This is a genomic window from Methylobacterium sp. BI1 (genome assembly GCF_056680125.1).
Map to the genome: position 1 here is coordinate 1,710,709 of NZ_CM155267.1, position 23,326 is coordinate 1,734,034.

Here is a 23,326-nt window from a genome sequence, read left to right on the forward strand (position 1 = left end):
TCAGTCGCAGCGCTCCGGGCCCTTAACGAGGGATCACCCGCGCCTGCTGCGGCCGCTCGCCGGCGTGCTGGCGCAGGAAAGCCGCCATCTCGGCGAGCTCCGGGGCCTTCGACCGGAAGGTCACTGAGAGTGCGAGCAGGGTGTCGGCATGGTCGAGGCCGGCATAGATCCGCTCCTGCACCGGCACGCGGGCGGCGCGCAGGCGCGCGGCGAGGCTGCGGGTGTTGGACGGGCGAACCGTCGTGTCGCCATCGCCCGAGGAGAGGAAAGCCGGCGGGGAGTGCGGACCCGCGAAGGTGATGGGCTGGGTCGCCGCCTTGTCGGGGGCCTCGCCGAACAGCTCCGTGGCGGTGCCGGCATCGAGGGGCAGGAAATCGTAGGGACCGGACAGGCCGGCCACCGCGCGGATCACCCGCGGATCGACGCCGGCCCGGCGCAGGTAGGACGGGTTCAGCCCGAGCATCACCGCATTGTAGGCGCCGGCCGAATGCCCGGCGAGGACGACCCGGCTCGGGTCGCCTCCGTAGGCCGCGATGTTCTGCTCGACCCAGGCCAGGGCCTGCGCCCCGTCGTCGAGGAAATCCGGGAAGCGGACCTCCGGGTAGAGCCGGTAATCCGGCAGCACCGTCACGAAGCCCTGCGCCGCGAGGGCCTGTCCGACGAAGGCGTAGTCCTCCTTCGAGCCGTTCTTCCAGGAACCGCCGTAGAAGAACACCAGCACGGGGGCGCCGGCGGACCCGCCCACGGGCGTGAAGACGTCGAGCCGCTGGCGCGGATGGGCGCCGAACGCCGCGTCCTTCAGGCTGAGGCGGCCGCCCTGGTCGCGGGGGCCGATCGCGTCGAAGAAGGCCAGGGGCGAGCAGGCCGTGATGCCGAGCGCGACGAGCGCGAGACCGGCGAGGCTGGCAAGGACGGCGAGAACCCGGGTCATGCAACTCTCTGTTGGGGGGCGAGCCCCCTGTGACAGGGCTGGCGCGGCGGATTCATGGCGGTAGGCACAGGGGCGGTCCGCAGATGGGCGCGCGGCGGATTCCGAGGTCCGGCAACGTCGCGGTCAGGTTCTGAGAACGAGGCAGGCGCCGCCGACCCGGCGGATGCGCCCGCACAGGCCGTCGGCCGCCTCGCGGCTCTGGGCCGGGATGCGGATGCGGTAGAAGGCGCGCGTGCCGCGGCTGCGCAGGCGTGTGCCGATGATCATCGGACGAACGTCGCCGATCACGCTTGTGTAGAGCTTCCGTGTCCGCGCGAAGCTCTGCAGCGCCAGGGATTTCGAGAAGTTCCCGGCGAGCTGGATGCCCCAGGGCGCCGCCGGTCCCTCGTTCCCGCCCAGCGCGAACCGATCGCCGCGCGACGGAAGGCGCAGGGCCGCCGTCACCTTGAGACAGCTGGTCTCGCTCTCGGGCTTGGCCTCGGCTTCCTTACCCCGGGACGCTTCGCTTTTGGAATCTTGGCTCTTCGACTCTTGGCTCTTCGACTCTTGGCTCTTCGACTCTTGGCTTTTGGCGTCTTGGCTCTTGGAGCTTTCGGCCGAACCGTCCTTCCCCGTCGGCGTGTCGCTCTCGGGCCTCTCGATCGCCGCGCCAGGACGCCAGTCCTCCGCGGGCGAGCCGGTGATCGCCAGCACGTAGTTCCGGGTCTCGGTCGGCAGGCCGCCGGTACCCGCGAGCCAGGCGGAGACCCGGCCCGGCCCGCCGTTGTAGGCCGCCGCCGCCAGCCCGAGATTGCCGAATTGCCGATTGAGGTCGGCGAGCAGGTGGGCCGCGTGCGGGATCGCCTGCTCGGGGTCGAACGGATCGATCAGGCCGCGCTCCCGGGCCGTGCCCGGCATGAACTGGGCGACGCCCTGCGCGCCGACCGGGCTGACGGCGGTCACGCGGAAGGCGCTCTCGCGCCAGATCAGCCGCGTTAGGAACGGCACCGGCAGGCCGCGGGCCTTCGCCGAACCCTCGATAAGGCGGCACAGGGCCTGCTCGACCGTCTCCGTCGCGCCCTCGGCCGCCGCGTGGGCCGACCCTGGGGCGAGACCACCGACGAGGAGGAGGACGAACAGGACGGCGGGAAGACGGCGGAGGAACGAGGTCACGGTCGGGGTTGTAGAGCGTGCGCGCTGCCGATCAATTACAAAGGCCCGCGACCGCGTCGCATCGGCGTTCGCCGATCCCAGTCGCCCACGCTATAACCCTCGTGGCGGGGAATTCCGCCCTGCTGCAGAACAGGCCTCGATGCCCGAAACGCTCCTCGACGTTCAGGACCTGTCGGTCGCCTTCCGCTCGCGGGAGCGCGAGACCCGCGCCGTCGATCGCGTCAGCTTCACCATCGCGCCCGGCGAGACCCTGGCGCTGGTCGGCGAATCCGGCTCGGGCAAGTCGGTCACCGCCCTGTCGATCCTGCGCCTCCTCGACGGCAGCGCCACCCATCCGGGCGGCCGCATCCTGTTCAAGGGCGAGGACCTGCTGACCCTTCCGGAGAAGCGGCTGCGCGGCATCCGCGGCGCCGACATCACCATGGTTTTCCAGGAGCCGATGACCTCCCTGAACCCGCTGCACAGTATTCAGCGTCAGATCGGCGAGGTGCTGGAGGTGCATCGCGGCCTCCTTGGGCGCAAGGCGCGGGCCCGCATCCTCGAACTGCTCGAGCTCGTCGGGCTGCGCGACGCCGAGCGGCGCCTCAACGCCTACCCGCACGAGCTCTCGGGGGGACAGCGCCAGCGCGTGATGATCGCCATGGCGCTCGCCTGCGAGCCGGACCTGCTGGTGGCCGACGAGCCGACCACCGCCCTCGACGTCACGGTGCAGGCGCAAATCCTCACCCTGCTGGCCGACCTGCAGAAGCGCCTCGGCATGGCGATGCTGTTCATCACCCACGACCTCGGCATCGTCCAGCGCATCGCCGACAACGTCTGCGTCATGCTCGCCGGCCGCGTCGTCGAGGCCGGACCGGTGGCGGAGATCTTCGCCCGGCCGCAGCACGAGTATACCCGCCGCCTCCTCGCCTCGGAGCCGAAGGGCCGGGCCAACCCGGTGCCGGCGGACGCCGCGCGCCTGCTGGAGGCCGGTCCGCTAAAGGTCTGGTTCCCGATCCGCGAGGGCCTCTTGCGCCGGACCACCAGCCACGTGAAGGCGGTCGACGGGGTGTCCCTGCGGGTTCGGGCCGGCGAAACCGTCGGCGTCGTCGGCGAATCCGGCTCGGGCAAGACCACCCTCGGCCTGGCGCTCCTGCGCTTGACCGGCTGCGAGGGTCCCATCGTTTTCCTCGGCCGCTCCATCGCGGGCCTGCCGCCCGCCGCCATGCGGCCGATCCGGCGCGACATGCAGGTGGTCTTCCAGGACCCCTACGGCTCGCTCTCGCCGCGCATGACCGTGGCGGACATCGTCGCCGAAGGGCTGGTGGTCCAGGGTGCGGTGAAGACGCGGCTCGAGCGCCAAGCGGTCGTCGCCAAGGCGCTCGACGACGTCGGGCTCGATCCGGCGACCATGAATCGCTATCCGCACGAGTTCTCCGGCGGGCAGAGGCAGCGCATCGCCATCGCGCGGGCCATCGTGCTCAAGCCGAAATTCGTCGTCCTCGACGAACCGACCTCGGCCCTCGACCGCTCGGTCCAGGCCCAGATCGTCACGCTGCTGCGCGACCTCCAGCGCGAGCGCGGGCTCGCTTACCTGTTCATCAGCCACGACCTCAAGGTGGTGCGGGCGCTGGCGAACTACGTGCTGGTGATGCAGAACGGCCGCGTCGTCGAGGAGGGCCCGGCCGAGGACATCTTCGCCGCGCCGAAGACCGCCTACACTCAGGCGCTGTTCGCGGCCGCCTTCGATCTCCAGAGCGACGCCGTCGCCGATCCGATCCCGGCCTGAAGGGGAGGGGCATGCCGCGCGCCTTCCTCATCGTGCTCGATTCCGTCGGCATCGGCGGCGCACCGGATGCCGACCGCTACGGCGATGCCGGCTCGAATACGGTCGGTCACATCGCCCGCGCCTGCGCCGACGGGGGGGGCGATCGCGCGGGGCTGCGGCAGGGCCCGCTGGCACTCCCGAACCTGGCCCGCCTCGGCCTCGGCCTGGCGGCGCAAGGCGCGGCCGGCGCAATCCCGCCCGGTCTTGCGATCCCGGGCGATCCGTTCGCCGCCTACGGCCACGCCGTGGAGGTGGCCGCCGGCAAGGACACGCCCTCGGGCCACTGGGAGATCACCGGCGTGCCGGTGCGCGAGCCCTGGGGCTACTTTCCCGTCGCGGTCCCGACCTTTCCGGCCGAGCTGACGCATGCGCTGATCGCGCGAGCGGGCCTTCCCGGCATCCTCGGCAACAACCACGCCGCCGGCGTCGCGATCATCGACGGCCTCGGTGCCGAGCATGTCCGGACCGGCAAGCCGATCTGCTACACCTCCGCCGACAGCGTCTTCCAGATCGCGGCCCACGAGGAGCACTTCGGGCTGGAACGGCTCTACGCCACCTGCCGGATCGCCCGCGAGCTCTGCGACGCCTATCGCGTCGGCCGCGTCATCGCCCGGCCCTTCGTCGGCAATGCGCAGGACGGCTTCCGGCGCACCGCCAACCGCAAGGACTACGCGGTCGAGCCGCCCGGCCGGACGCTCCTGGACGAACTCGCGGCCTCCGGACGCCGGGTCGTCAGCGTCGGCAAGATCGGCGACATCTTCGCTCATCGGGCGACCGGTCTAGAGCTCAAGCCCGGCGGCAATGCCGCCTGCCTCGACGCCGCGCTGGATGCCTTCCGGGTGTTGCCGGGGGGCGGCCTCGTCTTCCTCAACCTCGTCGATTTCGACACCGAGTACGGTCACCGCCGGGACGTGCCCGGCTACGCCGCCGAACTCGAACGTTTCGACGCCCGCCTACCTGAGATCCAAGGCGTTCTACGCCCCGGCGACCTCTGCATCATCACCGCGGATCACGGCAACGATCCGACCTGGGGTGGAACCGAACACACCCGGGAACAGGTTCCCGTGCTGGCCTTCGGCCCCGGCGTCAGACCGGGATCGATCGGCCGTTGCGAGACCTTTGCGGATATCGGCGCGACCCTCGCGCAGCATCTCGGGGTCGCGCCCCTCGATGCGGGGACGGCCTGGCACTGAGGCAAGAAGGGGATCACCATGCGGGACGACGAGGACCGAGCCATCCGGCAGACCATCGCGCACCGGGTCGGCGAACCGCTGGACACGCTGTCGGTCGAGGATCTCGAAGAGCGGATCCAGCTGTTGCGGTCCGAGGTGGAGCGCCTGGAAGCGGCGCGTCTGGCCAAGAAGGCAGCTCTGGAGCGGGCAGGCTCCCTCTTTCGGCTGTAGGCGTTTTCCCGCGAAGGAATTGCTTCAAAGTGATGTTTCCGGCGAAGGAATTTCCCCTCTCCCCCAAATGGGGGATGAAGGCCTCCCCACCCCACGCTTGAATGTTGCCAGAACGACAGGCGAGGGCGGTCATGCTTGAGAAATGGACGATGGCGCCATGGATGCGCCGGCGGCTTGCACGGCACGTGCAGCGGGGCACGAGCGATCGGGTGATCGCGTGCCTGATCAATCCGGCCCCGGCTCCCTTGCCCGACAGCGTCGCGTCGCCCGCGCAACGCGCCGAGATCACCATCGAGTACGATCTTTCGAACGTCATCCTGTTCCGGGCGCTCGCGGCGAACCGGGCGGGCGGCGGCCGGGACGCTCGCTGACCCCTGTCGTCAGCGGATCAGGCTGAAACCCGAGATCAGGCGCGCCAGGTCGACCTGGCGCGTCACTCCGGTCTTGGCGAAGATCGCCTTGACCTGGCTGCGAATGGTTTCCTGCCGCACGCTCTGCTGCGCGGCGAGGATCGAGATGGTGGCGCCGTCGGCGATGCCCCGCGCGATCCGCGCCTCGGCCGCCGTCAGGTCGAAGAGCCCCGCCAGCAATTCGGTCCCCGGCACGGGACGAGGCAGGACGGGGGCGGCGACCATCAGCATGGTGTCGCCACCGAAGACGTCCTGGGCCTGGCCCCGCATGGGCAGCAGGTGCAGCACCATGGCGGGATGGTCGTCGTCGGCCGGGATCGGAATCGAGCGCGCCGCCAGCGCTCGCCGACCGGCGAGGACGTCCGCCATCAGGGCGTCCGCCCCCGCATGAGTCAGGGTAAGCCGCTCGCGCTGGTCCCGTACCACCCGTGGCACGAGGGCGGCGAAGCTCGCATTGCGTTCCTGCAGGCGTCCATTGGCCGAGATGACGGCCGCCGGGAGGCCCAGCACCTCCAGGGCACCGACCGCGGCGCGCGCCCGCTCCAGCTTCAACCGGGCCGAGACGAGGGCCGAGCGTCCGAGATGCGGTCGCAAAGTGTCGAGGATTGAGGTCGCCTCCTGCGGGACCGGACCGTCCTTGTAGCGCCGCTCGATGCTGAAGATCAGCGTGTCGCCCGTGGTGAGCGGGCAGGCGGTGGCCGTCGCCCAACCGAGACCGCGCGGACGCAGGAACTGCTGGATCAGGACATCCTGCTCCAGTTCGGCTTCCGTGTAGACGTCCTTCTCGCGGATGAAGCCCGCATGGCGGGCGCCGAGAAGCTTCGCCGTGCGCTGGCCGGCGCTGCTCCAGCCCCCGGCGGCGAAATCGGCCATGACCTGATCGAGGGATTCGCTGTTGATCCAGCGATGAGATTCCAGATCGGCCGCGATCAGGACCGTTCCCTGCGCCCCGGCGATGGCAGCGAGTTTGTCGAGGACTGCGGGCCACAGTTCGGGAAGGATCGCCGCCTCGTAGATGAGGTCCGTCAGGGTCTCGAATTCACCCTGTCCCGAGGACTCCGGCACGGTTCGTGATCCACATCCGAAGGTTTCTGCTTCGTAAATACCTTGCAGGCAAAGCTTCGCGGCTCACAAGCGTATTCGGGGCAAAATCGCGTGATCTGCCCGTTGGATACGCAGAACGCACCGTGTTTCGATCCCTGTGGCTTCGGGGAGGTCTCGTCGGTTGATCCCTTCGTGTTAGGAGAAGGCGAGGACGGGGAACCTTCGGCCGATACGACCGGTCATGTCGATTCGGAGCGGGGGCGGGGAGTTTGGCGTGCGGCATTGGCGCGAAGGACCGGGTGACCGGCGAAACTATCACCACGGCAACCTCAAGGAGGCGCTGATCGAGGCGGCGCGCCGCTTCATCGCCGAGCGCGGCATCGGCGGCTTCACGCTGGTGGATGCAGCCCGCCTCGTCGGCGTCACGCCGGCGGCGCTCTACCGCCACTTCCGCGGTCGGGAAGCGCTGCTCGAGGAAGTCGCTGGTCGGGGCTTCGCCGACCTCGCCGAGCGTCTGGCCCGCGCCCTCACGGCCAAGGGCACGCCACTGGAGCGGTTCACCCGGATGGGCGAGGCCTATCTGGCCTTCGCCGAGGAGGAGCCCGGCTACTACGCGGCGATCTTCGAGACCCGCGGCCTCGCGGCCGCCGTGCCGAACGAGGTGGCGAGTCTCCGGCCGAGCCCGTTCGACCTTCTCGTCGAGGCGCTTCAGGCGACCTTCCCGGAGGGGTTCGGCGGCGTCGCGCCCCGTTTCATCGCCCTTGAGGTCTGGGCGCTGGCGCACGGGCTCGCGACCCTGTCCGCGTCCGGACATCTGCCGAGATCGGCCGGGATGCCGGACAAGTACGAATTGCTGCGCGCGGGCGTGCTCGCCCTCGTCCACGGCGCGGCGGCCGGCGGGCGGACGCGCGAACAGGCCTGACCGGTGGGGCCCCTTGAAAGCGCACCGCCCCGTCCGCAAGTAAATGTCGTTCACATTTACATTGGAGCCGTGAGCCGTGAGCTTCTCTTCCTCCCCCTTCACCACCGGGAAGGTCTGCCGTAGCGGCCCCTTCCCCAAGCGATCCCTCGAAATCGGCGCCATCGTGGTCGCCTTCGTCTACTGGTGGCCGCTGGCCGCCGCCTACATCGCCTGGAAAGTCGCGGGCTACCCTGCGCTGAGCGAGTTGCGTGGCCTCGCCGGTCGCGGCCTCTCGTGGAACGCGGGCGCCATGCGCTCGCGCTTCGCCGCGGCGTTCGAGGCCGCCAATGGCGGCAGCACCGGCAATCTCGCCTTCGACGACTACCGTCGTAGCGAGATCGAGCGGCTCGACGCTCAGCGCCGTGCCCTTCAGGAGGAGAGCCGCGCCTTCGCCGAGTTCGTCGAGGAGCTGAAGCGGGCCAAGGACCGCGAGCAGTTCGACGCCTTCATGCAGAAGCGCCGCAGCGCGGACACGACCCGCTCGGTCTGACCGGCAGATCCAGACACCCCTTCGACGCGAGGGCTTCCGGCTTCGGGCCGGGAGCCCTTTTTCGTGGGCGATGCCGAACCGAACACCCTCGCTCGCGCTGCCGCGATGCTCTAGAAATCCGGTCCCGGTCTTGCCTCGGTCTCCCCGCGCCCTGGATCAGACCTCGGCCGCTCCGTACCTCGGCCCTTTGGAGTTCCAGCGATGCAGGCAGCCGCCGCGACCGTCCGGGTGGTGGACCACCCCCTCGTCCAGCACAAGCTGACCCTGCTGCGCCAGCGCGAGCGTTCGACCAAGGGCTTCCGCCAGATCCTGAACGAGATCGGCATGCTGCTGGCCTACGAGGTCACGCGCGATCTGCCGCTGGAGACGGTGACGATCGAGACCCCGATCCAGTCGATGGAGGCGCCGCAGATCGCCGGCAAGAAGCTCGTCCTGGCGCCGATCCTGCGCGCCGGCGTCGGCTTCCTCGACGGCATGCTGTCCCTGGTGCCATCGGCCCGCGTGGCGCATGTGGGGCTCTACCGAGACCCCGAAACCCTGGAAGCGGTGGAATACTACTTCAAGGCGCCCTCCGATCTCGTCGACCGGACGGTCCTCGTCCTCGACCCCATGCTGGCGACCGCGAACTCGGCCGTGGCGGCGATCAACCTCCTGAAGCAGCGCGGCGCGCAGGACCTGCGCTTCGTCTGCCTGCTGGCAGCTCCGGAAGGGATCGCCCGGCTCCAGGCGGCCCACCCGGACGTGCCGGTCTGGACCGCGGCCATCGACAGCCATCTCAACGACCACGGCTATATCGTGCCGGGCCTCGGCGATGCCGGCGACCGGATGTACGGCACCCGCTAGCGGCGACGGCGGCCCGGCGCGACCTTGCCAAGAGCGGTCCGGGCGGCACATGACGGAGCTCCCAGGAGGAGATCCCGATGACAGCCAGCCTGCCCGAGACCATGCGACAGATCCGCTTCAACGGCGCCGGCGGCCCGGACGTGCTGGCCCTGGAGACGGTGCCGCTGCCGCAGCCCGGGTCCGGCCAAGTGCTGATCGAGGTCGTGGCCGCCGGCATCAACCGGCCGGACATCCAGCAGCGCGAGGGCAAGTACCCGCCGCCGAAGGGCGCCACCGAGATCCCCGGTCTCGAAGTCGCCGGCCGCATCGTCGGCCTCGGCGAGGGCGTCACCGGCGTTTCCATCGGCGACGAGGTCTGTGCCCTGGTCATCAGCGGCGGCTATGCCGAGTTCGCGGTCGCCGAGATCGGCCAGTGCCTGCCGAAGCCTTCGTCCCTGTCTCTGGTCGAGGCGGGCGGCCTGCCGGAGAACTACTTCACGGTCTACAGCACCGTGATCGAGCGTGGCCGCCTCGAGCCCGGCGAGACCTTCCTCGTCCATGGCGGATCGAGCGGTATCGGCTCGACCGCGATCCAGATCGCGAAGCACCACGGTGCCCGGGTGTTCGCCACCGCCGGTTCGGCGGAAAAGTGCGAGTTCTGTCGGGAGCTCGGTGCCGAGGCGGCGATCAACTACCGCGAGGCCGACTTCGTCGAGGAGGTGAAGCGCCTCACCGACGGCAACGGCGTCGACGTCATCCTGGATATGGTCGGCGCGCCCTACCTCGCCAAGAACCTCTCGGCCCTGGCGATCGAAGGCCGTCTCGTCCAGATCGCGTTCATGCAGGGCTACAAGGTCGATGCCTTCAGCATGACCCCGATCATGATGAAGCGCCTGACCTTCACGGGCGCGACGCTTCGCGCCCGCCCGAAGGCCGAGAAGGCCGCGATCGCCGAAGGCCTCGCCCGGGATGTCTGGCCGCTGCTCGAAGCCGGGACGATCCGGCCGGTGATCCACGCCACCTTCCCGCTGGAGGAGGCCCGTAAGGCGCATGAACTGATGGAATCGAGCGCCCATCTCGGCAAGATCATGCTGGTGACCGGCCGCTAGGTCGAACCTCGGCGGGAACTCCGCTCTCGACCGTCGCGTTTCCGACCCGAGCACGTATCACGAGCCGATTTCACGGAAATCGATGCTCGGGTCGAAACATCGGTCCTCTGGACCGTTCAAGCGAGGATCGCATGGCAGACAATCTCCACGGCCAGGACGCCCGTCAGGGCAAGCGCGGCAAGCCGGTGCTCTACGTTCTCGTGGCCAGCCTCGTGCTGCTCGCGATCGCCATCACCGGCCTTATGACCTGGCAGGGTGCGAATTCACCGAAGGACTACGCCAGCCAGAGCCAGGACGCTTCGCGCCAGGAAGTGACGGGGTCCGTGAAGGGCTCGTCGAACGCGACGTCGTCGTCGAACACCGGTTCGGTGCCGGCAGCGAACCCGGCCTATCCGAGCCCTGCCCAGCCGGCCGCGAACGGCAATAAGCAGTAAGTTTGACGATTGTCCGTGCCGGTCCGCCTCAGCGGGTCGGCACAGGCGTCTCACCGCGATAATCGTAGAAGCCGCGCTTGGACTTGCGTCCGAGCCAGCCGGCTTCGACGTATTTCACGAGAAGCGGACAGGGCCGGTACTTCGAATCGGCCAGTCCCTCGTAGAGCACCTGCATCACGGACAGGCAGGTATCGAGACCGATGAAGTCGGCCAGCTGCAGCGGCCCCATCGGGTGGTTCGCCCCGAGCTTCATCGCGGTGTCGATCGACTCCACCGAACCGACGCCCTCGTAGAGGGTGTAGATCGCCTCGTTGATCATCGGCAGCAGAATGCGGTTGACTATGAAGGCCGGAAAATCCTCCGACATCGTGGACGTCTTGCCGAGCTTGGCGATGAAAGCCTTGGCCGATTCGTAGGTCGGGTCTTCCGTCGCGATACCGCGGATCAGCTCCACGAGCTGCATCACCGGCACCGGATTCATGAAATGGATGCCGATGAAGCGCTCCGGCCGATCGGTCGACGCGGCGAGCCGCGTAATCGAGATCGACGAGGTGTTGGTGGCGATCAGGGCGTCGGGCTTCAGCGACGCGCAGAGCGTGCTGAAGATCTGCCGCTTGGTCGATTCGTCCTCGGTGGCCGCCTCGATCACGAGATCGCAGGGCGCGAGGTCGTCGAAGGTCTCCGCCGCCAAGATCCGGGAGACCGCGCTGCGGCGCTGATCGTCCGCGATGGTGCCCTTGGCCACCTGACGCGCGAGATTGCCGTCGACGGTGGCCAGACCGTTGTGGATGCGGTTCGGATCGCGGTCGTTCAGGCGGACGTCGAGGCCCGCCATCGCGCAGACATGCGCGATGCCGCTGCCCATCTGCCCGGCGCCGATGATGCCGACCGTCCTGATATCGATGCCCATCGTCTGCACTCGCACCCCTGGGGCGTCCCGCCGCCGCGGTCCGGGCCCCCCGCCCGGCCGCCGAGGGCGCCCGCCTCGCTTATAACGTTTCGCGGCGGCAGCGTCCTAGAGCATTTCCACGCTGGAAGGCCATCCGTACCGGTCAGCCGGTGCGCACGAAGCCCACACCGGCCGGACGTGCCTGTTCCGCCTCAGCCCTTCGCCTTGGCGATCTCGGACTGGAGCTCCGGAACGATCTGGAACAGGTCGCCCACGAGACCGTAATCCGCCACCTGGAAGATCGGAGCGTCCTCGTCCTTGTTGATGGCGACGATGACCTTCGAGTCCTTCATGCCGGCGAGGTGCTGGATCGCGCCCGAGATACCGACGGCGACGTAGAGCTCCGGGGCCACGACCTTTCCGGTCTGGCCGACCTGCCAGTCGTTGGGGGCGTAGCCCGCATCGACGGCGGCGCGGGAGGCGCCCACGGCGGCCCCGAGGCTGTCGGCCAGGGGCTCGATCAGCTCCTTGAACTTGTCCGACGAGCCGAGCGAACGGCCGCCGGAGACGATGATCTTGGCGGCGGCCAGCTCGGGGCGGTCGGACTTGGCGATCTCCTCGCCCTTGAAGCTCGATTTGCCCGAGGAGGCGGCGGCCTGGACGGACTCGATCGCGGCGGCCGCGCCGCCCTCGCCGGCGGGCTTGAAGGCCGCCATCCGGACGGTGATCACCTTCTTGCCGGCGCCGGCCTGCACCGTCTGGATCGCGTTGCCGGCGTAGATCGGGCGCTCGAAGGTGTCGGGGGAGACCACGCTGATGATGTCGGAGATCTGCGCCACGTCGAGGAGGGCGGCGACCCGCGGCAGCACGTTCTTGCCCGTGGTGGAGGCCGCCGCGACGATGTTGTCGTAGGACTCCGCCAGGGAGACGAGCAGCGCGGCGGTCGGCTCGGCCAGGAGGTGGTCGTAGGCGGCGTCCTCGGCCAGCAGCACCTTCTCGACCCCGTCGAGCTTGGCGGCGGCTTCGGCGGCGGGACGGCTGCCGGCGCCGGCCACGAGGGCGTGCACGGGCCCGCCCAGGGCGGCGGCGGCCGTCAGGGCCTTCAGGCTCGCGTCGCGGACCGCGCAGCTGTCGTGCTCGATGAGGAGTAGGGTGGCCATGATGTGCGAACCTTGAAATCGATAGCGGGAGGGTCCCGGACCCCGTCTCACCCGCCGCACCGGTGCGGCGGGTTCTTGAAGCCGTCGGCGGCGCGGAGTCTCAGAGGACCCCGGCCTCGCCCTTCAGCTTCTGCACGAGTTCGGCCGGGGACCCGACCTTGATGCCGGCCTTCCGCCCTGCGGGCTCCACGGTCTTCAGCACGGTGACCCGCGGGGTCACGTCGACGCCGAGGGCATCGGGGGCCAGCTCCTCGAGGGGCTTCTTCTTGGCCTTCATGATGTTGGGCAGCGAGGCGTAGCGCGGCTCATTGAGGCGCAGATCGGTGGTGACGATGGCCGGCAGGGTCAGAGTCACGGTCTGGAGGCCGCCGTCGATCTCGCGGGTGACGTCGATCGACCCCTCGCCGAACTCGACCTTGAACGCGAAGGTGCCCTGGGGCCAGTCGAGGAGGGCGGCCAGCATCTGGCCAGTCTGGTTCGAATCGTCGTCGATGGCCTGCTTGCCGAGGATGACGAGGCCGGGGGCCTCTTTCTCGACCAGAGCCTTGAGGATCTTGGCCACCGCCAGCGGTTCGACCACGCCGTCGGTCTTCACCAGGATCGCCCGGTCGGCACCCATGGCCAGCGCGGTGCGGAGGGTCTCCTGCGCCTGCTGCGGACCGACGGAGACGGCGACGATCTCCGTGACCTTGCCCTTCTCCTTCAGGCGAATCGCCTCTTCGACGGCGATCTCGTCGAAAGGATTCATCGACATCTTGACGTTGGCGAGATCCACGCCCGAACCGTCGGCCTTGACCCGGATCTTGACGTTGTAGTCGACGACCCGCTTGACGGGCACCAGAACCTTCATGGCGTTCACAATCCTCCGCGCGGATAATGTTCTTCGACCAGGCCGGCGCGGCGCGCAAAGGAACTCCGGGACAACCGGAGGTCCAGAACCCTGGTCATTGAGGCGGCGGACCGTAACGGCCTCATTTCCGCCTTGTCAACGCGCCCCACGGCCGCCCGCTCGAGCGAGGGTTGTCGAGGGGCGGTACGCGGCCTCACGGGCTCAGGGTCGCGGCCCGTTCGTATTCAAAATGCTGAAGCCTCAGCGGTTTTGACCCGGCACCCAGAGCACGTCGTCGGCGCCGTTGGCGTTGACGGTCCGGCTCGCCACGAACAGGAAGTCGGAGAGACGGTTCAGGTACTGCAACGCCTCCGGCGAGACGATTTCGCCCTCGGTCGCAGCCAGGGCGACGGCCAGCCGCTCGGCCCGGCGGCACACAGTCCGGGCGAGGTGGAGGGCGGCCGAGGCCGGCGACCCGCCGGGCAGCACGAAAGACTTCAGGGGCGCGAGGTCGGCGTTCAGCGCGTCGATGTCGCGCTCGACCCGCTGGACTTGCGCCGCGACGATCCGCAGAGGCTCGTATTTCGGCGGCTCGGCGCTTTCCGGCGTCGCGAGGTCGGCGCCGAGATCGAACAGGTCGTTCTGGATCGCGCCCAGCATCGCGTCCAGGCGCGGGTCGGCATGGAGCCGCACGAGGCCGATGCAGGCATTCGTCTCGTCGACGGTGCCATAGGTCTCGATCCGCAGATCCGCCTTGGAGCGCCGTTCGCCGCTCGCGAGGGCGGTCGACCCCTTGTCGCCGGTGCGGGTGTAGATGCGGTTGAGGGTGACCACGGTGGCGTCCGATCCTGAGCGGGGCTGGCGAGAGAGGCCTGCGGAAGCGGGAACCTAGCGCAGTTTGCCCCCGCTGGGAGTCGCTCAAATCTGAATGCGAAGGGCCGGCCCCGCAGCGGCGGAACCGGCCCTCACGTCTCATACAAGATGCGGGCGCAGCCGCCTCAGAAGGTGTAGCCGAGCTTGCCGCCGAAATTGGTCAGGCCGCGGTTGTTCGCGCAGAGGCCGGCATTCGACATGTGCTCGACGGTGGCCATGATGCTCCAGTGCTCGGTGAGCCGGAAGCCGAGGGCGGCCGCCTCACGGAACAGCGGGTTGCAGCCCAGCGTGTTGAACCCGGCCGGAGCCGTGGGCTTCGGACCGGTATAGCCGTTATGGGCGCCGGCGCCGAAGAAGCCCTCGAGGAAGACGATGTTGTTCAGGGTCTGCGGGAAGAGATCCACGGTCCAGGTCGCGCCGATATAGGCGTAGCTGGTGCGGCCGCCGAAGTTGTAGCTGCCGCCGACGGTGGCCCTGGGCACGAAGGCCTGCCAGAACGGATCGACGCTGACCAGCGGCTTGGAGAAGAGGATTTCGCCGTTGATGTTGCTGGTGTTGTGCTCGGCGCTGCCGGGGTCCTGCACGGCGCCGCCGATGCGGACCTCGGAGACGATGCTCAGGGGCTTCACCGGGCTGACATAGGCGGCCGGCGGCGCGGACGGGAAGTCGGCGGCCTGGACCGGCATGGCCGTGGCGAGCACGACGGCGGCAGCGGCGAGGCGAAGCGGGTGGGACTGCATCGGGATGGTTCCGGGTTGACCGAACGTGTCTAGCATGGCCGCTCGCGGCATCGGCAGGCGTCAGGGGCCTCGCGACAGCGATAGCTGTGCGGTGAGACCTCCTGGCCACACTCGCCGCTCTCACGAGCCGGTCGCACGCGCCGGCCATGGCCGCCTCTTCGGGCCGCTCAGGCTGCCGGCGCGGGCGCCATCGACCCGGTCCCGCCCTGCCGATGCCAGACCCACCACGCCAGGAACGCCACCGGCACGCCGATGAGGGAGGTCGCCACGAAGAACCAGGCGAAGCCCGTCGTCTCGATGACGAAGCCGGACGCGCCCGCCAGCAGGCTGCCGGGGAGGGCGCAGAGGGAGGTCAGGAGGGCGTACTGGCTCGCCGCATGTTCGGTCGCCACCAGGGTCGACATGAAGGTGATCAGCACGATCGACGCGACCGCATAGGCGAAGCTGTCGATGCTTACCGCGATGGCGAAGGTCCAGAAGGCGTTGCCGCCGTCGCCGCCATGCAGCGCCAGGTAGGCGAGGCTGAGATGCGAGGCCGAGCCGAAGACGGTGCCGGCGAGCAGGCTCGCCTTCATACCGATCCGCGGGACGACGTAGCCGGCCAGGACGGTGCCCGCCAGGGCGACGCCGAAGCCGAACAGCTTGGTCACCGTGGCGATGTCGGTGTTCGAATAGTGCAGGCTCTTGAACAGCGGCATCGCCATGGCACTGGCGACGTAGCCGGGCATCCGGAAGCCGGCCACCAGGAGCAGGATCGGGATCGCCAGGGGACCGAGGCGGCCGACGAGGTCCCGGATCGGGGCCACGATGGTCTCGACGAAGCCGGGACGGTCGTGGGGCGCGCTCCGGTCGGAATCCGGCTCGGGGGCGAGGAGGGCGGCGATCACGCCGGGCGCCATCGCGACCCCCATGCACAGGTAGGCCGCGCGCCAGCCATAGGCATCGGCGAGGTAGAGGGCGCCGGCCCCGGCCACGAGATTGCCGATGCGCCAGCCGATCTCGGCCCAGGACGACATCAGCGATTGGCGCTCGGCCGGCGCCACGGTGATGCGCCAGCCGTCGATGACCACGTCCTGGGTCGCCCCGGCGAAGCCGAGGGCGAGGGAGAACACGATGGTCCAGGCGAGCCAGTGCTCGGGATCACCGAAGGCGATGCCGGCGAGCGCCAGGATCACGCCGAGCTGCGAGACCAGGATCCAGCCCCGCCGCCGTCCGACCAGCCGGCTGACCAGGGGGGCGTCATAGCGGTCGAGGAAGGGCGCCCAGAGGAACTTGAACTTGTAGGCGAGGGTCAGCTCGCTCATCAGCCCCAGGATGCCGATCGGCACCTTGGCCTCGGACAGCCACGCCGACTGCGTGACGTAGACGAGGAGGAAGGGGATGCCCGAGCTGAAGCCCAGGCCCAGCATGGCCGCGGTACGCCGGTCGCGGATCGAACTCAGGAACGCGGCGGCGCCCATCGTAGCGGCGTCAGGCCGAACGCCACCAGACCACGCCCATAATGAAGATGATCGCCAGGAACTGCAGCAGCACGCGCAGGCGCATGAGCTTCTGCGAGAGGTTGGCGCTGCCCCCGCGCATCATGTTGAACAGGCCGAGGAACAGGACCACCGCCACCGCGACGCAGGCGAGGAGCACGAGGGAGTTGGAGGAGATCACGGCGTCAGGTCTCGTGGCTTTCGGGTCGGGGATCGTCGCCCCTCATATGGGCCCCTCTGGGGGAGGAGCCCAGGGGGCAGGGCGGGGCGTCAGTTGCGGCGCAGGAGACGCTCGAAATAGTCGAGCTCCTCGCGCGGGCGGTTCGGGTCGCCGAGCTTGCGCCGCAGCTCCTCCATGATGCGCCGGGTGCGCTGCACGGCGGATTCGTCCGCCGTCGGCACGCGGGCATTGCCGTTGGTCATGTCGCGGCCCTTGGTGGGTCGGCCGAGGGGATCGTCGTCGCGGTTGCCGGCCTGGCCCTGCTGGCTCGGCTTCTCGCCACCCTCGCCCTCGCCCTTCCCGTCGCCCTCACCCTCGCCCTCGGCCATCTCCTGCATCTGCTTCTGCATGCCCTCGGCGCCGCGCTTGAGGCCGTCCAGGGCACGGCCCTGGGCATCGACCGCATCGCCGTCCTTGCCCTGCCCGAGGGCGCCCTCGGCCTCGCGCATGGCTTCCTCGGCCTCCGACAGGCCGTCCTCGCCCTGCATGCCGAGGTCCTTCATGCGGCGCTGGAGGTCCTCCAGGCGCTCGCGGAGCGCCTGCTGGCGCTGACCGGCGCCGCCCTTCTGGCCGTCGCCTTTCTGGCCCTGCTGGCCCTGACCCTTCTGGCCCTCGCCCTGCTGACCTTGGCCCTGCTGACCTTGGCCCTGTTGTCCCGGCTGGCCCTTCTGGCCGTCGCCCTGCTGGCCGGGCTGGCCGCGCTGCGGGCGCTGGCCGCGCTGACCCTGCCCCTGCTGGCCGCGCTTGTCCTGGCCGTCCTTGTAGGTTTCGTCGCGCAGGTCCTGCTGCTCGCGGGAGAGCTTGTCGAGCTCGTCGGCCTGCTTGCTCATCTCCCGACTGTTCGGATCGGACTTGCCCCCCGGCTCCGCGGTCTGGAGGTTCTCGAGGGTCTCGCGGAGCTGGTCGAGGAGGCGCTGCGCCTCGGCGGTGTCGCCGCGCTTCATGGCCTCGGCCATGTCGTTGAGCATCTTGTTGAGGTCGTCCGGCGTCACCGTCTTGGCGTTCGGGTTCGGCTGGCTCTTCTCCGCCTGGGGCTTCGCATCCTTGCGCTGGCGCTCGGCCATGCCCTTCATGAACTTGTCGAGGGCCTGCTTCAGGTCCTCGGTCAGCTTCTTGATCTCCTCGTCGGGCGCGTTGCGCTCGATCGCCTGCTTGAGGTTGTCCTGGGCGGCACGGAGGCTCTTCTCGGCATCCGAGAGGTCACCGTCCTCGATCTTCAGGGCCATCTCCCAGAGCAGGTCGGCCACCTCCATCAGACCCTCGTCGCTCCGCGCGGCCTTGAGGCGCCGTGAGGCGGCCTTCAGCCCGAGGAAGATGCTGGCCTGCGGCGTGAAGGTGTCGGGCGCGATGAGGAGCGCGTCGAGGGCGGTCTGGACCCGGCCGCGGCTGTCGTCGGGCGCGGTGATCAGGCGGCGGCGTTCCTCGGCCAGGGCGCGCGCCAGGGGCTTGGTGAAGACCCGCGCCGGCAGCGTCACCTCGGCGGTGGGGGTACGCCCCTCCTGACCGGCCTCGTCCTTCACCATGAGCGACAGGCGCACGCGAGCGCCCGACCACGGATTGTCGGTGAGGTCGACCAGCGTCTTGGTGTCGTGCTCGCCGGTGGCATCCGCCGGCAGGGCCAGGGCGATCTTCGGCGGCGGGACGAGGGCGCGGGTGTTGGCCAGGGGCTCCACCAGCCCCTCGGCCGAGGCGATGCCGTAATCGTCCTTGGCGCGATAGGTCAGGTTGAAGGTCCCGCGGGCGTTCACCTCGAGGGCACCGATGCGTTCCACCTCGGGGGGCGTGTCGGGGATGGTCTCGACGAGAAGGTGCTGCGTCGTACCGCCCGCCGCGACCGTCAGGTCCGCGACGCCGCCGCTGAGCTGGAACCGGTCCTCGCGCAGGTCCGCGTGGGGCGGCTTGCCGGGCAGCGGCTTCAGGCCGGCATTCGGCGTCAGGACCGCCTCGCCCTGGCCGGCGATCCGGACGATCAGGGTCGAATTCACCGGCGCGCGCAGGCGCTGCTGCTCGCCGTTCATCGTCACCACCAGGGGCGGCAGACGGGTGTAGAGGGGCGGATCGATCCAGCCGTCGACCCGGAAGGTCGGCCCGGGCGGCGGCGGCGCCTGCCAGTCGAAGGCCCCGAGGATCCGGGAGCGCCACTCGGCCCCGGCCACGAACAGGCTCGCCACCGCGGCCACGATCAGCCCCGCCCGGAGCGCGAAGGGATCGCGCCGCGCCATGGCGGGGCGGGGCGGGGGCGGCGTCAACCCGGCCACCGCCTCGGCCGCGCGCGCCTGATGCACCGCCCACAGGGCACGGGTCGCCGGGTCGGCGGTGCCGACCGCGAGGGTGTCCTCGATGGAGGAGGCAGGGTTGTGGGACAAGGCCCCGCCCTTGGCGGCGGCGGCGCGGTCGATCCGCGCCAGGGCCTCGCGGCGGGTGTCGCGCCGCAGGCGGGCCAGCGGCAGGAGCGCGGCGACGAGCGCCAGGGTGAAAAGCAGGAGGCCGGCGACGCGGCCAAGGGGCGGCAGGTCGAGCCAGAGCCCGAGCCAGGACAGGGTCAGGAAGGCCAGGACCAGCCCGAGACCGCGCCACAGGATCGGCCAGGCCCGCTCCCAGAGGCCGGCCGCCTGAGAGCGGGCGACCAGTCGGTCGAGCCGCTGACGCAGCACCGGACCGCCGGTGCCCTGCGCGGGCCCGCTGCTCGTGGAGGTCGCCGGGTCGGCCTCGCCCATCGTGTCTGGCTCCTCGCGCGTCGCATCGGCGCCACGCCTCGCCGCAAGGCTAGCATGGTGAAGGCGCCACGCGACGGGGTCAAATCAGCCCAGGTCCAAATCAGCCCAGGCCCAAATCAGCCAAGGTCATCGGGTCGACCCGTCCGCGATCTGAACCCGCTGCCGCCCTCGCGTGTTGCCGCCTCACGTTCAGCGCGTTGGAAGGATGCCCGCCATGGTCGATGTGAAGCCCCTCGTCGATGCCCTTGTGCGGGCGCGCCGCGGCCGTCTCGCGGCCGGGGCGGCCCTGGGCGGGCTCGCCCTGGTGGCCGGCCTCGCCGCCCGGGCCCTGCGCGCGCCCGCCACGCCCGCAGGTACCGCGGCCCCGGCCGCCCCCGCCATCGACGAGGACGAGGCCCGGCTCATGCTCCGCGCCATGGTGGCGGCCACTCTGGCCGACGGGATGATCGACAAGGACGAGCGTCAGCGCCTCGACGCGGCGGTGCAAACCTCCGGCCTCGCCAGGGACGGTGCCGCCTGGCTGGAGGCGGAGATCGCCGATCCGGTCGACCTCGACGTCATCGCGGACGCGGTGGACACCCCCGAGCAGGCGACGCGCATCTACTCGGCGGTCCGCCTTTCCATCCTGGCGGACACGCTGCAGGAGCGCGAGTTTCTCAAGCGCCTCGCCGAGGCCCTCGACGTGCCGGGCGAGGCGGTCGAACGGATCGAGGGTGAACTCGCCGCCTGACGCTCAGCCCTGCGGGCTCAGCCAGTCCGGCATCCGGTCCAGGGCGATCAGGTCTTCGTAGCTCTGGCGCGGGCGCACGATGGCGGCCACGCTGCCGCGCACCAGCACCTCCGGCACGAGCAGGCGGGAATTGTAGGTGCCCGCCTGTACCGCCCCGTAGGCACCCGCGCTCATCACCGCGATCAGGTCGCCGGGGGCGACCTCCGGCATCTCGCGGCCGAGCGCCAGGTAGTCGCCGCTCTCGCAGACCGGCCCGACCACGTCGGCGACCATCCGGGGCGTCTCGGCGCCGGGCTCCTTCACCGGGCGAATCCCGTGATAGGCCTCGTACAGTGTCGGACGGATCAGGTCGTTCATCGCCGCGTCCACGATGACGAAGGTCCGGCCCTCGGTGCGCTTCACGTAGATCACGCGGGTGACCAGGATGCCGGCGTTGCCGGCGATCATCCGGCCGATCTCGAAGACCGGACGCAGGCCGAGCGGCGCGAAATGCGGACGTAGGATCGCCGACAGGGCCGCGGGCTCCGGCGGCGGGGCATTGTCGTCGCGGTAGGGGATGCCGAGGCCGCCGCCGAAATCGATGTGATGGAGGGGATGCCCCTCCGCCATCAGGTCGCGGGCCAGTCCGGCGAGCAGGCCGGCGGCGTGGTCGAAGGGCGCCAGATCGGTGATCTGGCTGCCGATATGCATGTCGACGCCGGAGATCGCGAGGCCCGGCAGTGTCGCCGCCTGGGCGTAGACGGCCCGGGCCCGGCTGATCGGAATGCCGAACTTGTTCTCGGACTTGCCGGTCGAGATCTTAGCGTGGGTGCCGGCATCGACGTCGGGATTGACCCGGATGGAGATCGAGGCCGTCAGGTTCAGGCTGGAGGCCACGGCGGAGAGCTGGGCCAGTTCCGGCTCGCTCTCGACGTTGAAGCAGAAGATGCCGGCCTTCAGGGCCGCGGCCATCTCGGCCTGGGTCTTGCCGACCCCGGAGAAGACGATGCGCTGCGGATCGACGCCCGCCGCCAATGCCCGGCGCAGCTCGCCCTCGGACACGATGTCCATGCCGGCCCCGAGGCGGGCCAGGGTGGCCAGCACGGCTTGGTTCGAGTTCGCCTTCATGGCGAAGCACACGAGGGCATCGTCCTCGCCGAAGGCCTGGGCGAAAACCGCGTAGTGCCGTTCCAGCGTGGCGGTGGCGTAGCAGTAGAACGGCGTTCCCACCGTCTCGGCGAGGGCCGTGAGGTCGACATCCTCGGCCTCGAGACGGCCGTCGCGATAGTGGAAGTGGTGCATCGGCCTGCCTGCGGGTATCCCGCCCGGGATTTCGGGGCCCGTGCGCGGCGCGTCCGGGCGGGCGCGCCCTCCCGCGCGAGGCTGGGGAAAGGGCTGTGGTGACCCGCTTCTACAGCAGCGGGTCGAGCAGGAAAGGCTCCTTGGGCACCACGTAGCCGCGCTTCGCGCCGCGCGTGGTCTTCACCGGCGCCTCGGCGCCCGAACCCGGTACCGCCAGGGTGTCGAGTTCGTCACCGGCGCGGACCGCATCCGGCTCCGGCGCAGCCGTCCCTCCGCCGAGGCCGACGCTCTGGGGCAACTCGCGCGGGCTCGCGACGCCGGGCAGGCCGGGGCGCGCCACGGAGCGGGCGGCGGCGGTACCGGGCGGCGGCTCGAGGGCGCCGCGCCGACCGCAGGCCGAGGCGGACAGCGCGATGAGGCCGATCGCGGCGATCGTCGGCAGGGAGCGGGCAGGGAGGAACATCAACGCATGCGGTCCGGGACGCGGAGGCGGTCAGCATAGCCGTTGCGGCCCGACGATGCGAGTGAAACGGCCACGCTGTCCCGCGCGGCGTCGGCTGGGCTTCAGCCCTTCTTCTTGCCGTCCGTCTTCTGGTAGACGTCGATGGCGCGACGGCAGTTCTCCGAGAGCTTGGTCCAGTTGGTCTGGAAGCACTTGTCGAGGGCCGGATCATCGGTGGCGAGATTGCCGCAATAGGTCAGGTAGTCGCCGGTGCAGTACTTCTTCAGGGTCTCGTTCCCGCGCTTCGTCTGGGGCGCGGTCGCGGCCCCTTGCGGCTGCGCCGCGGGCTGGGCGATCGCCGGCGCGATCGAGGCCGTGGCGGCGAGGAGGAAGGCAAGCGACGTGAGCTTAAGGGCCATAGGGGGCGCGGTCCGTCTCAAGAAACAGGGGAATGGGCGATCCGATGAAGCGCCGAGATGGTCGAAACATGGCGCGCGGATGGTCGCCGCGTGGTCAGGCCGCTTTCTACGCCGCGTTTTCCAATCCTTGCAACGTCCGCGGCGTTTTCCCGCGCACATGCCGCGCCGGGTTCGATCCGGGGACGGCGCTCAGTTGGAACGGGCCGGAATCGAGAAGGCCGAGGCGGGCGGGAGCCGGTCGCGCTGCATCAGGCTCTCGGCCACGTCGGTGATCCGGCGGCGCAGATCCGCGGCCTCGCCCTCGCGGCGCGCCATCACCTCGGCCAGGGCCTCCTCGGCCGCGATCAGGCTGGCCCGCAGGGTCTCGCGCTCGGCGACGAGGGCCGCGGTCAGGTCGGGGACCTCCGACCCGGCGGCGGCGGGAGTGCCGGCCGTTTCCGGCAGGACCCGGGCGGAGCGGGCGGCGAGGAGGTCGTCGAGCACCTCCTGGTGCGCCTGCTCCAGCACCTGCAGGGTGGCGAGGCCCAGCGCGGTATCCTGGCGCGCCGCCTCGAGGTCACGCTCCACGTCGCCGAGGGTGGCGCGGGTCGCGGCCAGGACGGCTTCGCGCTCGCTCAAGGTGGTGTCGCGGGCCTCGACTGTCCGCGTGAGGGCGGCGGCCTCCATGGTCCGGGCGCCGATGGCGGCGAGATCGGCATGGCGATGGGCCCGCACGGCCTCGACCTGACGCTCCAGCCGGCGCTGGGCCACGGCGAACTGCGCCCGCAGGTAGTCCTTCTCTGCGGTGACTTCGGAGATCGAGAGGGGCAGGCGTGCCTCGATGCGGCGCGCCGACAGCCGAGCGGCCCGGGCATTCACCGCCGGCAGAAGCAACAGCGCGCACAGGCTCGCAGCCAGGAAGCCGAGCGCGAAGATCATCACGGTTTCGATCACGCGGGAACGCTCGCTCAACACGCCGTGGACGGCAATGACGACGGACATGGCC

At 70.1% G+C, this 23,326-nt stretch carries 25 protein-coding genes; 10 read left to right on the forward strand and 15 right to left on the reverse strand.

The annotated features are described in order from the left end of the window. Positions 1-22: 22 nt before the first annotated feature. Both AC1MGR_RS08065 and AC1MGR_RS08070 read right to left on the reverse strand, forming a co-directional pair. Complete coding sequence (locus AC1MGR_RS08065) at positions 23-931, reverse strand: alpha/beta hydrolase (RefSeq protein ID WP_108034543.1); 909 nt, start codon at positions 929-931, stop codon at positions 23-25. Between the two features lie 123 nt (positions 932-1,054). Beyond that, positions 1,055-2,083: a lytic transglycosylase domain-containing protein gene (locus tag AC1MGR_RS08070; protein ID WP_480234253.1), complete on the reverse strand. Its 1,029-nt coding sequence runs from the start codon at positions 2,081-2,083 to the stop codon at positions 1,055-1,057. A gap of 139 nt (positions 2,084-2,222) precedes the next feature. On the opposite strand from AC1MGR_RS08070, the gene AC1MGR_RS08075 reads away from it, so the two are divergent. The 4 genes from AC1MGR_RS08075 (at position 2,223) to AC1MGR_RS08090 (ending at position 5,664) form a co-directional block, all read left to right on the forward strand. Further along, positions 2,223-3,851, forward strand: coding sequence for an ABC transporter ATP-binding protein (locus AC1MGR_RS08075; RefSeq protein WP_480234254.1), 1,629 nt, complete (start codon positions 2,223-2,225; stop codon positions 3,849-3,851). Between the two features lie 11 nt (positions 3,852-3,862). Beyond that, positions 3,863-5,083 carry a phosphopentomutase gene (locus AC1MGR_RS08080; RefSeq protein WP_480234255.1) on the forward strand — a complete coding sequence of 407 codons (1,221 nt, stop codon included), beginning with the start codon at positions 3,863-3,865 and terminating at the stop codon, positions 5,081-5,083. Between the two features lie 18 nt (positions 5,084-5,101). Beyond that, positions 5,102-5,293, forward strand: coding sequence for a DUF1192 domain-containing protein (locus tag AC1MGR_RS08085; RefSeq protein WP_108034546.1), 192 nt, complete (start codon positions 5,102-5,104; stop codon positions 5,291-5,293). Positions 5,294-5,442: 149 nt separating this feature from the next. Beyond that, complete coding sequence (locus AC1MGR_RS08090; RefSeq protein ID WP_146180437.1) at positions 5,443-5,664, forward strand: hypothetical protein; 222 nt, start codon at positions 5,443-5,445, stop codon at positions 5,662-5,664. Positions 5,665-5,673: 9 nt separating this feature from the next. On the opposite strand, the gene AC1MGR_RS08095 is transcribed toward AC1MGR_RS08090, so the two are convergent. Then, complete coding sequence (locus tag AC1MGR_RS08095; protein ID WP_480234256.1) at positions 5,674-6,768, reverse strand: helix-turn-helix transcriptional regulator; 1,095 nt, start codon at positions 6,766-6,768, stop codon at positions 5,674-5,676. 253 nt (positions 6,769-7,021) lie between these two features. Here AC1MGR_RS08095 and AC1MGR_RS08100 point away from each other — a divergent pair, with 253 nt between their 5' ends. From AC1MGR_RS08100 to AC1MGR_RS08120, 5 genes are all read left to right on the forward strand, one after another. Further along, positions 7,022-7,669, forward strand: coding sequence for a TetR/AcrR family transcriptional regulator (locus tag AC1MGR_RS08100; RefSeq protein WP_108034754.1), 648 nt, complete (start codon positions 7,022-7,024; stop codon positions 7,667-7,669). Between the two features lie 76 nt (positions 7,670-7,745). Beyond that, positions 7,746-8,198 carry a DUF2852 domain-containing protein gene (locus tag AC1MGR_RS08105; protein ID WP_480234257.1) on the forward strand — a complete coding sequence of 151 codons (453 nt, stop codon included), beginning with the start codon at positions 7,746-7,748 and terminating at the stop codon, positions 8,196-8,198. 201 nt (positions 8,199-8,399) lie between these two features. Beyond that, a complete protein-coding gene (gene upp, locus AC1MGR_RS08110; RefSeq protein WP_055951992.1) occupies positions 8,400-9,041 on the forward strand; it encodes a uracil phosphoribosyltransferase in 642 nt (213 codons plus the stop codon). Positions 9,042-9,118: 77 nt separating this feature from the next. Beyond that, positions 9,119-10,129 carry an NAD(P)H-quinone oxidoreductase gene (locus AC1MGR_RS08115; protein ID WP_480234258.1) on the forward strand — a complete coding sequence of 337 codons (1,011 nt, stop codon included), beginning with the start codon at positions 9,119-9,121 and terminating at the stop codon, positions 10,127-10,129. A 131-nt stretch (positions 10,130-10,260) separates the two neighbouring features. Next, positions 10,261-10,563 carry a hypothetical protein gene (locus AC1MGR_RS08120; RefSeq protein ID WP_108034551.1) on the forward strand — a complete coding sequence of 101 codons (303 nt, stop codon included), beginning with the start codon at positions 10,261-10,263 and terminating at the stop codon, positions 10,561-10,563. A gap of 28 nt (positions 10,564-10,591) precedes the next feature. Here the strand turns inward: AC1MGR_RS08120 and AC1MGR_RS08125 are convergent, their stop codons facing one another. From AC1MGR_RS08125 to AC1MGR_RS08160, 8 genes are all read right to left on the reverse strand, one after another. Further along, positions 10,592-11,473 (reverse strand): 3-hydroxybutyryl-CoA dehydrogenase, encoded by an 882-nt coding sequence (locus AC1MGR_RS08125; protein ID WP_480234259.1) that lies wholly within the window; start codon positions 11,471-11,473, stop codon positions 10,592-10,594. Between the two features lie 191 nt (positions 11,474-11,664). Further along, positions 11,665-12,612, reverse strand: a complete 948-nt coding sequence (locus AC1MGR_RS08130; protein WP_480234260.1) for an electron transfer flavoprotein subunit alpha/FixB family protein — start codon at positions 12,610-12,612, stop codon at positions 11,665-11,667. Positions 12,613-12,712: 100 nt separating this feature from the next. Then, on the reverse strand, positions 12,713-13,462 hold the full coding sequence (locus tag AC1MGR_RS08135; RefSeq protein ID WP_108034554.1) for an electron transfer flavoprotein subunit beta/FixA family protein: 750 nt from the start codon (positions 13,460-13,462) through the stop codon (positions 12,713-12,715). A 240-nt stretch (positions 13,463-13,702) separates the two neighbouring features. Further along, a complete protein-coding gene (locus tag AC1MGR_RS08140) occupies positions 13,703-14,275 on the reverse strand; it encodes a cob(I)yrinic acid a,c-diamide adenosyltransferase (RefSeq protein WP_108034555.1) in 573 nt (190 codons plus the stop codon). Positions 14,276-14,439: 164 nt separating this feature from the next. Continuing rightward, positions 14,440-15,054, reverse strand: a complete 615-nt coding sequence (locus AC1MGR_RS08145) for an acyloxyacyl hydrolase (RefSeq protein WP_108034556.1) — start codon at positions 15,052-15,054, stop codon at positions 14,440-14,442. 167 nt (positions 15,055-15,221) lie between these two features. Then, the gene (locus tag AC1MGR_RS08150) at positions 15,222-16,514 is read right to left on the reverse strand and encodes an AmpG family muropeptide MFS transporter (protein ID WP_480234261.1); all 1,293 of its coding nucleotides are present in this window, start codon (positions 16,512-16,514) and stop codon (positions 15,222-15,224) included. 10 nt (positions 16,515-16,524) lie between these two features. After that, positions 16,525-16,710, reverse strand: a complete 186-nt coding sequence (locus AC1MGR_RS08155) for a twin transmembrane helix small protein (RefSeq protein ID WP_108034755.1) — start codon at positions 16,708-16,710, stop codon at positions 16,525-16,527. Positions 16,711-16,802: 92 nt separating this feature from the next. Then, on the reverse strand, positions 16,803-19,469 hold the full coding sequence (locus AC1MGR_RS08160) for a TIGR02302 family protein (protein ID WP_480234262.1): 2,667 nt from the start codon (positions 19,467-19,469) through the stop codon (positions 16,803-16,805). Positions 19,470-19,683: 214 nt separating this feature from the next. Between AC1MGR_RS08160 and AC1MGR_RS08165 the strand changes: the two genes are divergently transcribed. Further along, on the forward strand, positions 19,684-20,199 hold the full coding sequence (locus AC1MGR_RS08165; protein WP_480234263.1) for a DUF533 domain-containing protein: 516 nt from the start codon (positions 19,684-19,686) through the stop codon (positions 20,197-20,199). 3 nt (positions 20,200-20,202) lie between these two features. On the opposite strand, the gene lysA is transcribed toward AC1MGR_RS08165, so the two are convergent. From lysA to AC1MGR_RS08185, 4 genes are all read right to left on the reverse strand, one after another. Further along, the gene (gene lysA / locus AC1MGR_RS08170; protein WP_480234264.1) at positions 20,203-21,480 is read right to left on the reverse strand and encodes a diaminopimelate decarboxylase; all 1,278 of its coding nucleotides are present in this window, start codon (positions 21,478-21,480) and stop codon (positions 20,203-20,205) included. A gap of 109 nt (positions 21,481-21,589) precedes the next feature. After that, on the reverse strand, positions 21,590-21,943 hold the full coding sequence (locus AC1MGR_RS08175; protein ID WP_108034561.1) for a hypothetical protein: 354 nt from the start codon (positions 21,941-21,943) through the stop codon (positions 21,590-21,592). 101 nt (positions 21,944-22,044) lie between these two features. Next, positions 22,045-22,341 carry a hypothetical protein gene (locus AC1MGR_RS08180; RefSeq protein ID WP_055952021.1) on the reverse strand — a complete coding sequence of 99 codons (297 nt, stop codon included), beginning with the start codon at positions 22,339-22,341 and terminating at the stop codon, positions 22,045-22,047. A gap of 189 nt (positions 22,342-22,530) precedes the next feature. Next, positions 22,531-23,259: a hypothetical protein gene (locus AC1MGR_RS08185; protein ID WP_480234749.1), complete on the reverse strand. Its 729-nt coding sequence runs from the start codon at positions 23,257-23,259 to the stop codon at positions 22,531-22,533. Positions 23,260-23,326: the final 67 nt, after the last annotated feature.

What these genes read in the sequence shown, in the direction of transcription:
- AC1MGR_RS08130 (WP_480234260.1), bottom strand. Translation starts at nt 12,612, where the DNA reads ATGGCCACCCTACTCCTCATCGAGCACGACAGCTGCGCGGTCCGCGAC.
- lysA (WP_480234264.1), bottom strand. Translation starts at nt 21,480, where the DNA reads ATGCACCACTTCCACTATCGCGACGGCCGTCTCGAGGCCGAGGATGTC.
- AC1MGR_RS08175 (WP_108034561.1), bottom strand. Translation starts at nt 21,943, where the DNA reads ATGTTCCTCCCTGCCCGCTCCCTGCCGACGATCGCCGCGATCGGCCTC.
- AC1MGR_RS08160 (WP_480234262.1), bottom strand. Translation starts at nt 19,469, where the DNA reads ATGGGCGAGGCCGACCCGGCGACCTCCACGAGCAGCGGGCCCGCGCAG.
- AC1MGR_RS08090 (WP_146180437.1), top strand. Translation starts at nt 5,443, where the DNA reads ATGGCGCCATGGATGCGCCGGCGGCTTGCACGGCACGTGCAGCGGGGC.
- AC1MGR_RS08120 (WP_108034551.1), top strand. Translation starts at nt 10,261, where the DNA reads ATGGCAGACAATCTCCACGGCCAGGACGCCCGTCAGGGCAAGCGCGGC.
- AC1MGR_RS08115 (WP_480234258.1), top strand. Translation starts at nt 9,119, where the DNA reads ATGACAGCCAGCCTGCCCGAGACCATGCGACAGATCCGCTTCAACGGC.
- AC1MGR_RS08185 (WP_480234749.1), bottom strand. Translation starts at nt 23,259, where the DNA reads ATGATCTTCGCGCTCGGCTTCCTGGCTGCGAGCCTGTGCGCGCTGTTG.
- AC1MGR_RS08135 (WP_108034554.1), bottom strand. Translation starts at nt 13,462, where the DNA reads ATGAAGGTTCTGGTGCCCGTCAAGCGGGTCGTCGACTACAACGTCAAG.
- upp (WP_055951992.1), top strand. Translation starts at nt 8,400, where the DNA reads ATGCAGGCAGCCGCCGCGACCGTCCGGGTGGTGGACCACCCCCTCGTC.
- AC1MGR_RS08180 (WP_055952021.1), bottom strand. Translation starts at nt 22,341, where the DNA reads ATGGCCCTTAAGCTCACGTCGCTTGCCTTCCTCCTCGCCGCCACGGCC.
- AC1MGR_RS08150 (WP_480234261.1), bottom strand. Translation starts at nt 16,514, where the DNA reads ATGGGCGCCGCCGCGTTCCTGAGTTCGATCCGCGACCGGCGTACCGCG.
- AC1MGR_RS08125 (WP_480234259.1), bottom strand. Translation starts at nt 11,473, where the DNA reads ATGGGCATCGATATCAGGACGGTCGGCATCATCGGCGCCGGGCAGATG.
- AC1MGR_RS08145 (WP_108034556.1), bottom strand. Translation starts at nt 15,054, where the DNA reads ATGCAGTCCCACCCGCTTCGCCTCGCCGCTGCCGCCGTCGTGCTCGCC.
- AC1MGR_RS08075 (WP_480234254.1), top strand. Translation starts at nt 2,223, where the DNA reads ATGCCCGAAACGCTCCTCGACGTTCAGGACCTGTCGGTCGCCTTCCGC.
- AC1MGR_RS08065 (WP_108034543.1), bottom strand. Translation starts at nt 931, where the DNA reads ATGACCCGGGTTCTCGCCGTCCTTGCCAGCCTCGCCGGTCTCGCGCTC.
- AC1MGR_RS08085 (WP_108034546.1), top strand. Translation starts at nt 5,102, where the DNA reads ATGCGGGACGACGAGGACCGAGCCATCCGGCAGACCATCGCGCACCGG.
- AC1MGR_RS08080 (WP_480234255.1), top strand. Translation starts at nt 3,863, where the DNA reads ATGCCGCGCGCCTTCCTCATCGTGCTCGATTCCGTCGGCATCGGCGGC.
- AC1MGR_RS08165 (WP_480234263.1), top strand. Translation starts at nt 19,684, where the DNA reads ATGGTCGATGTGAAGCCCCTCGTCGATGCCCTTGTGCGGGCGCGCCGC.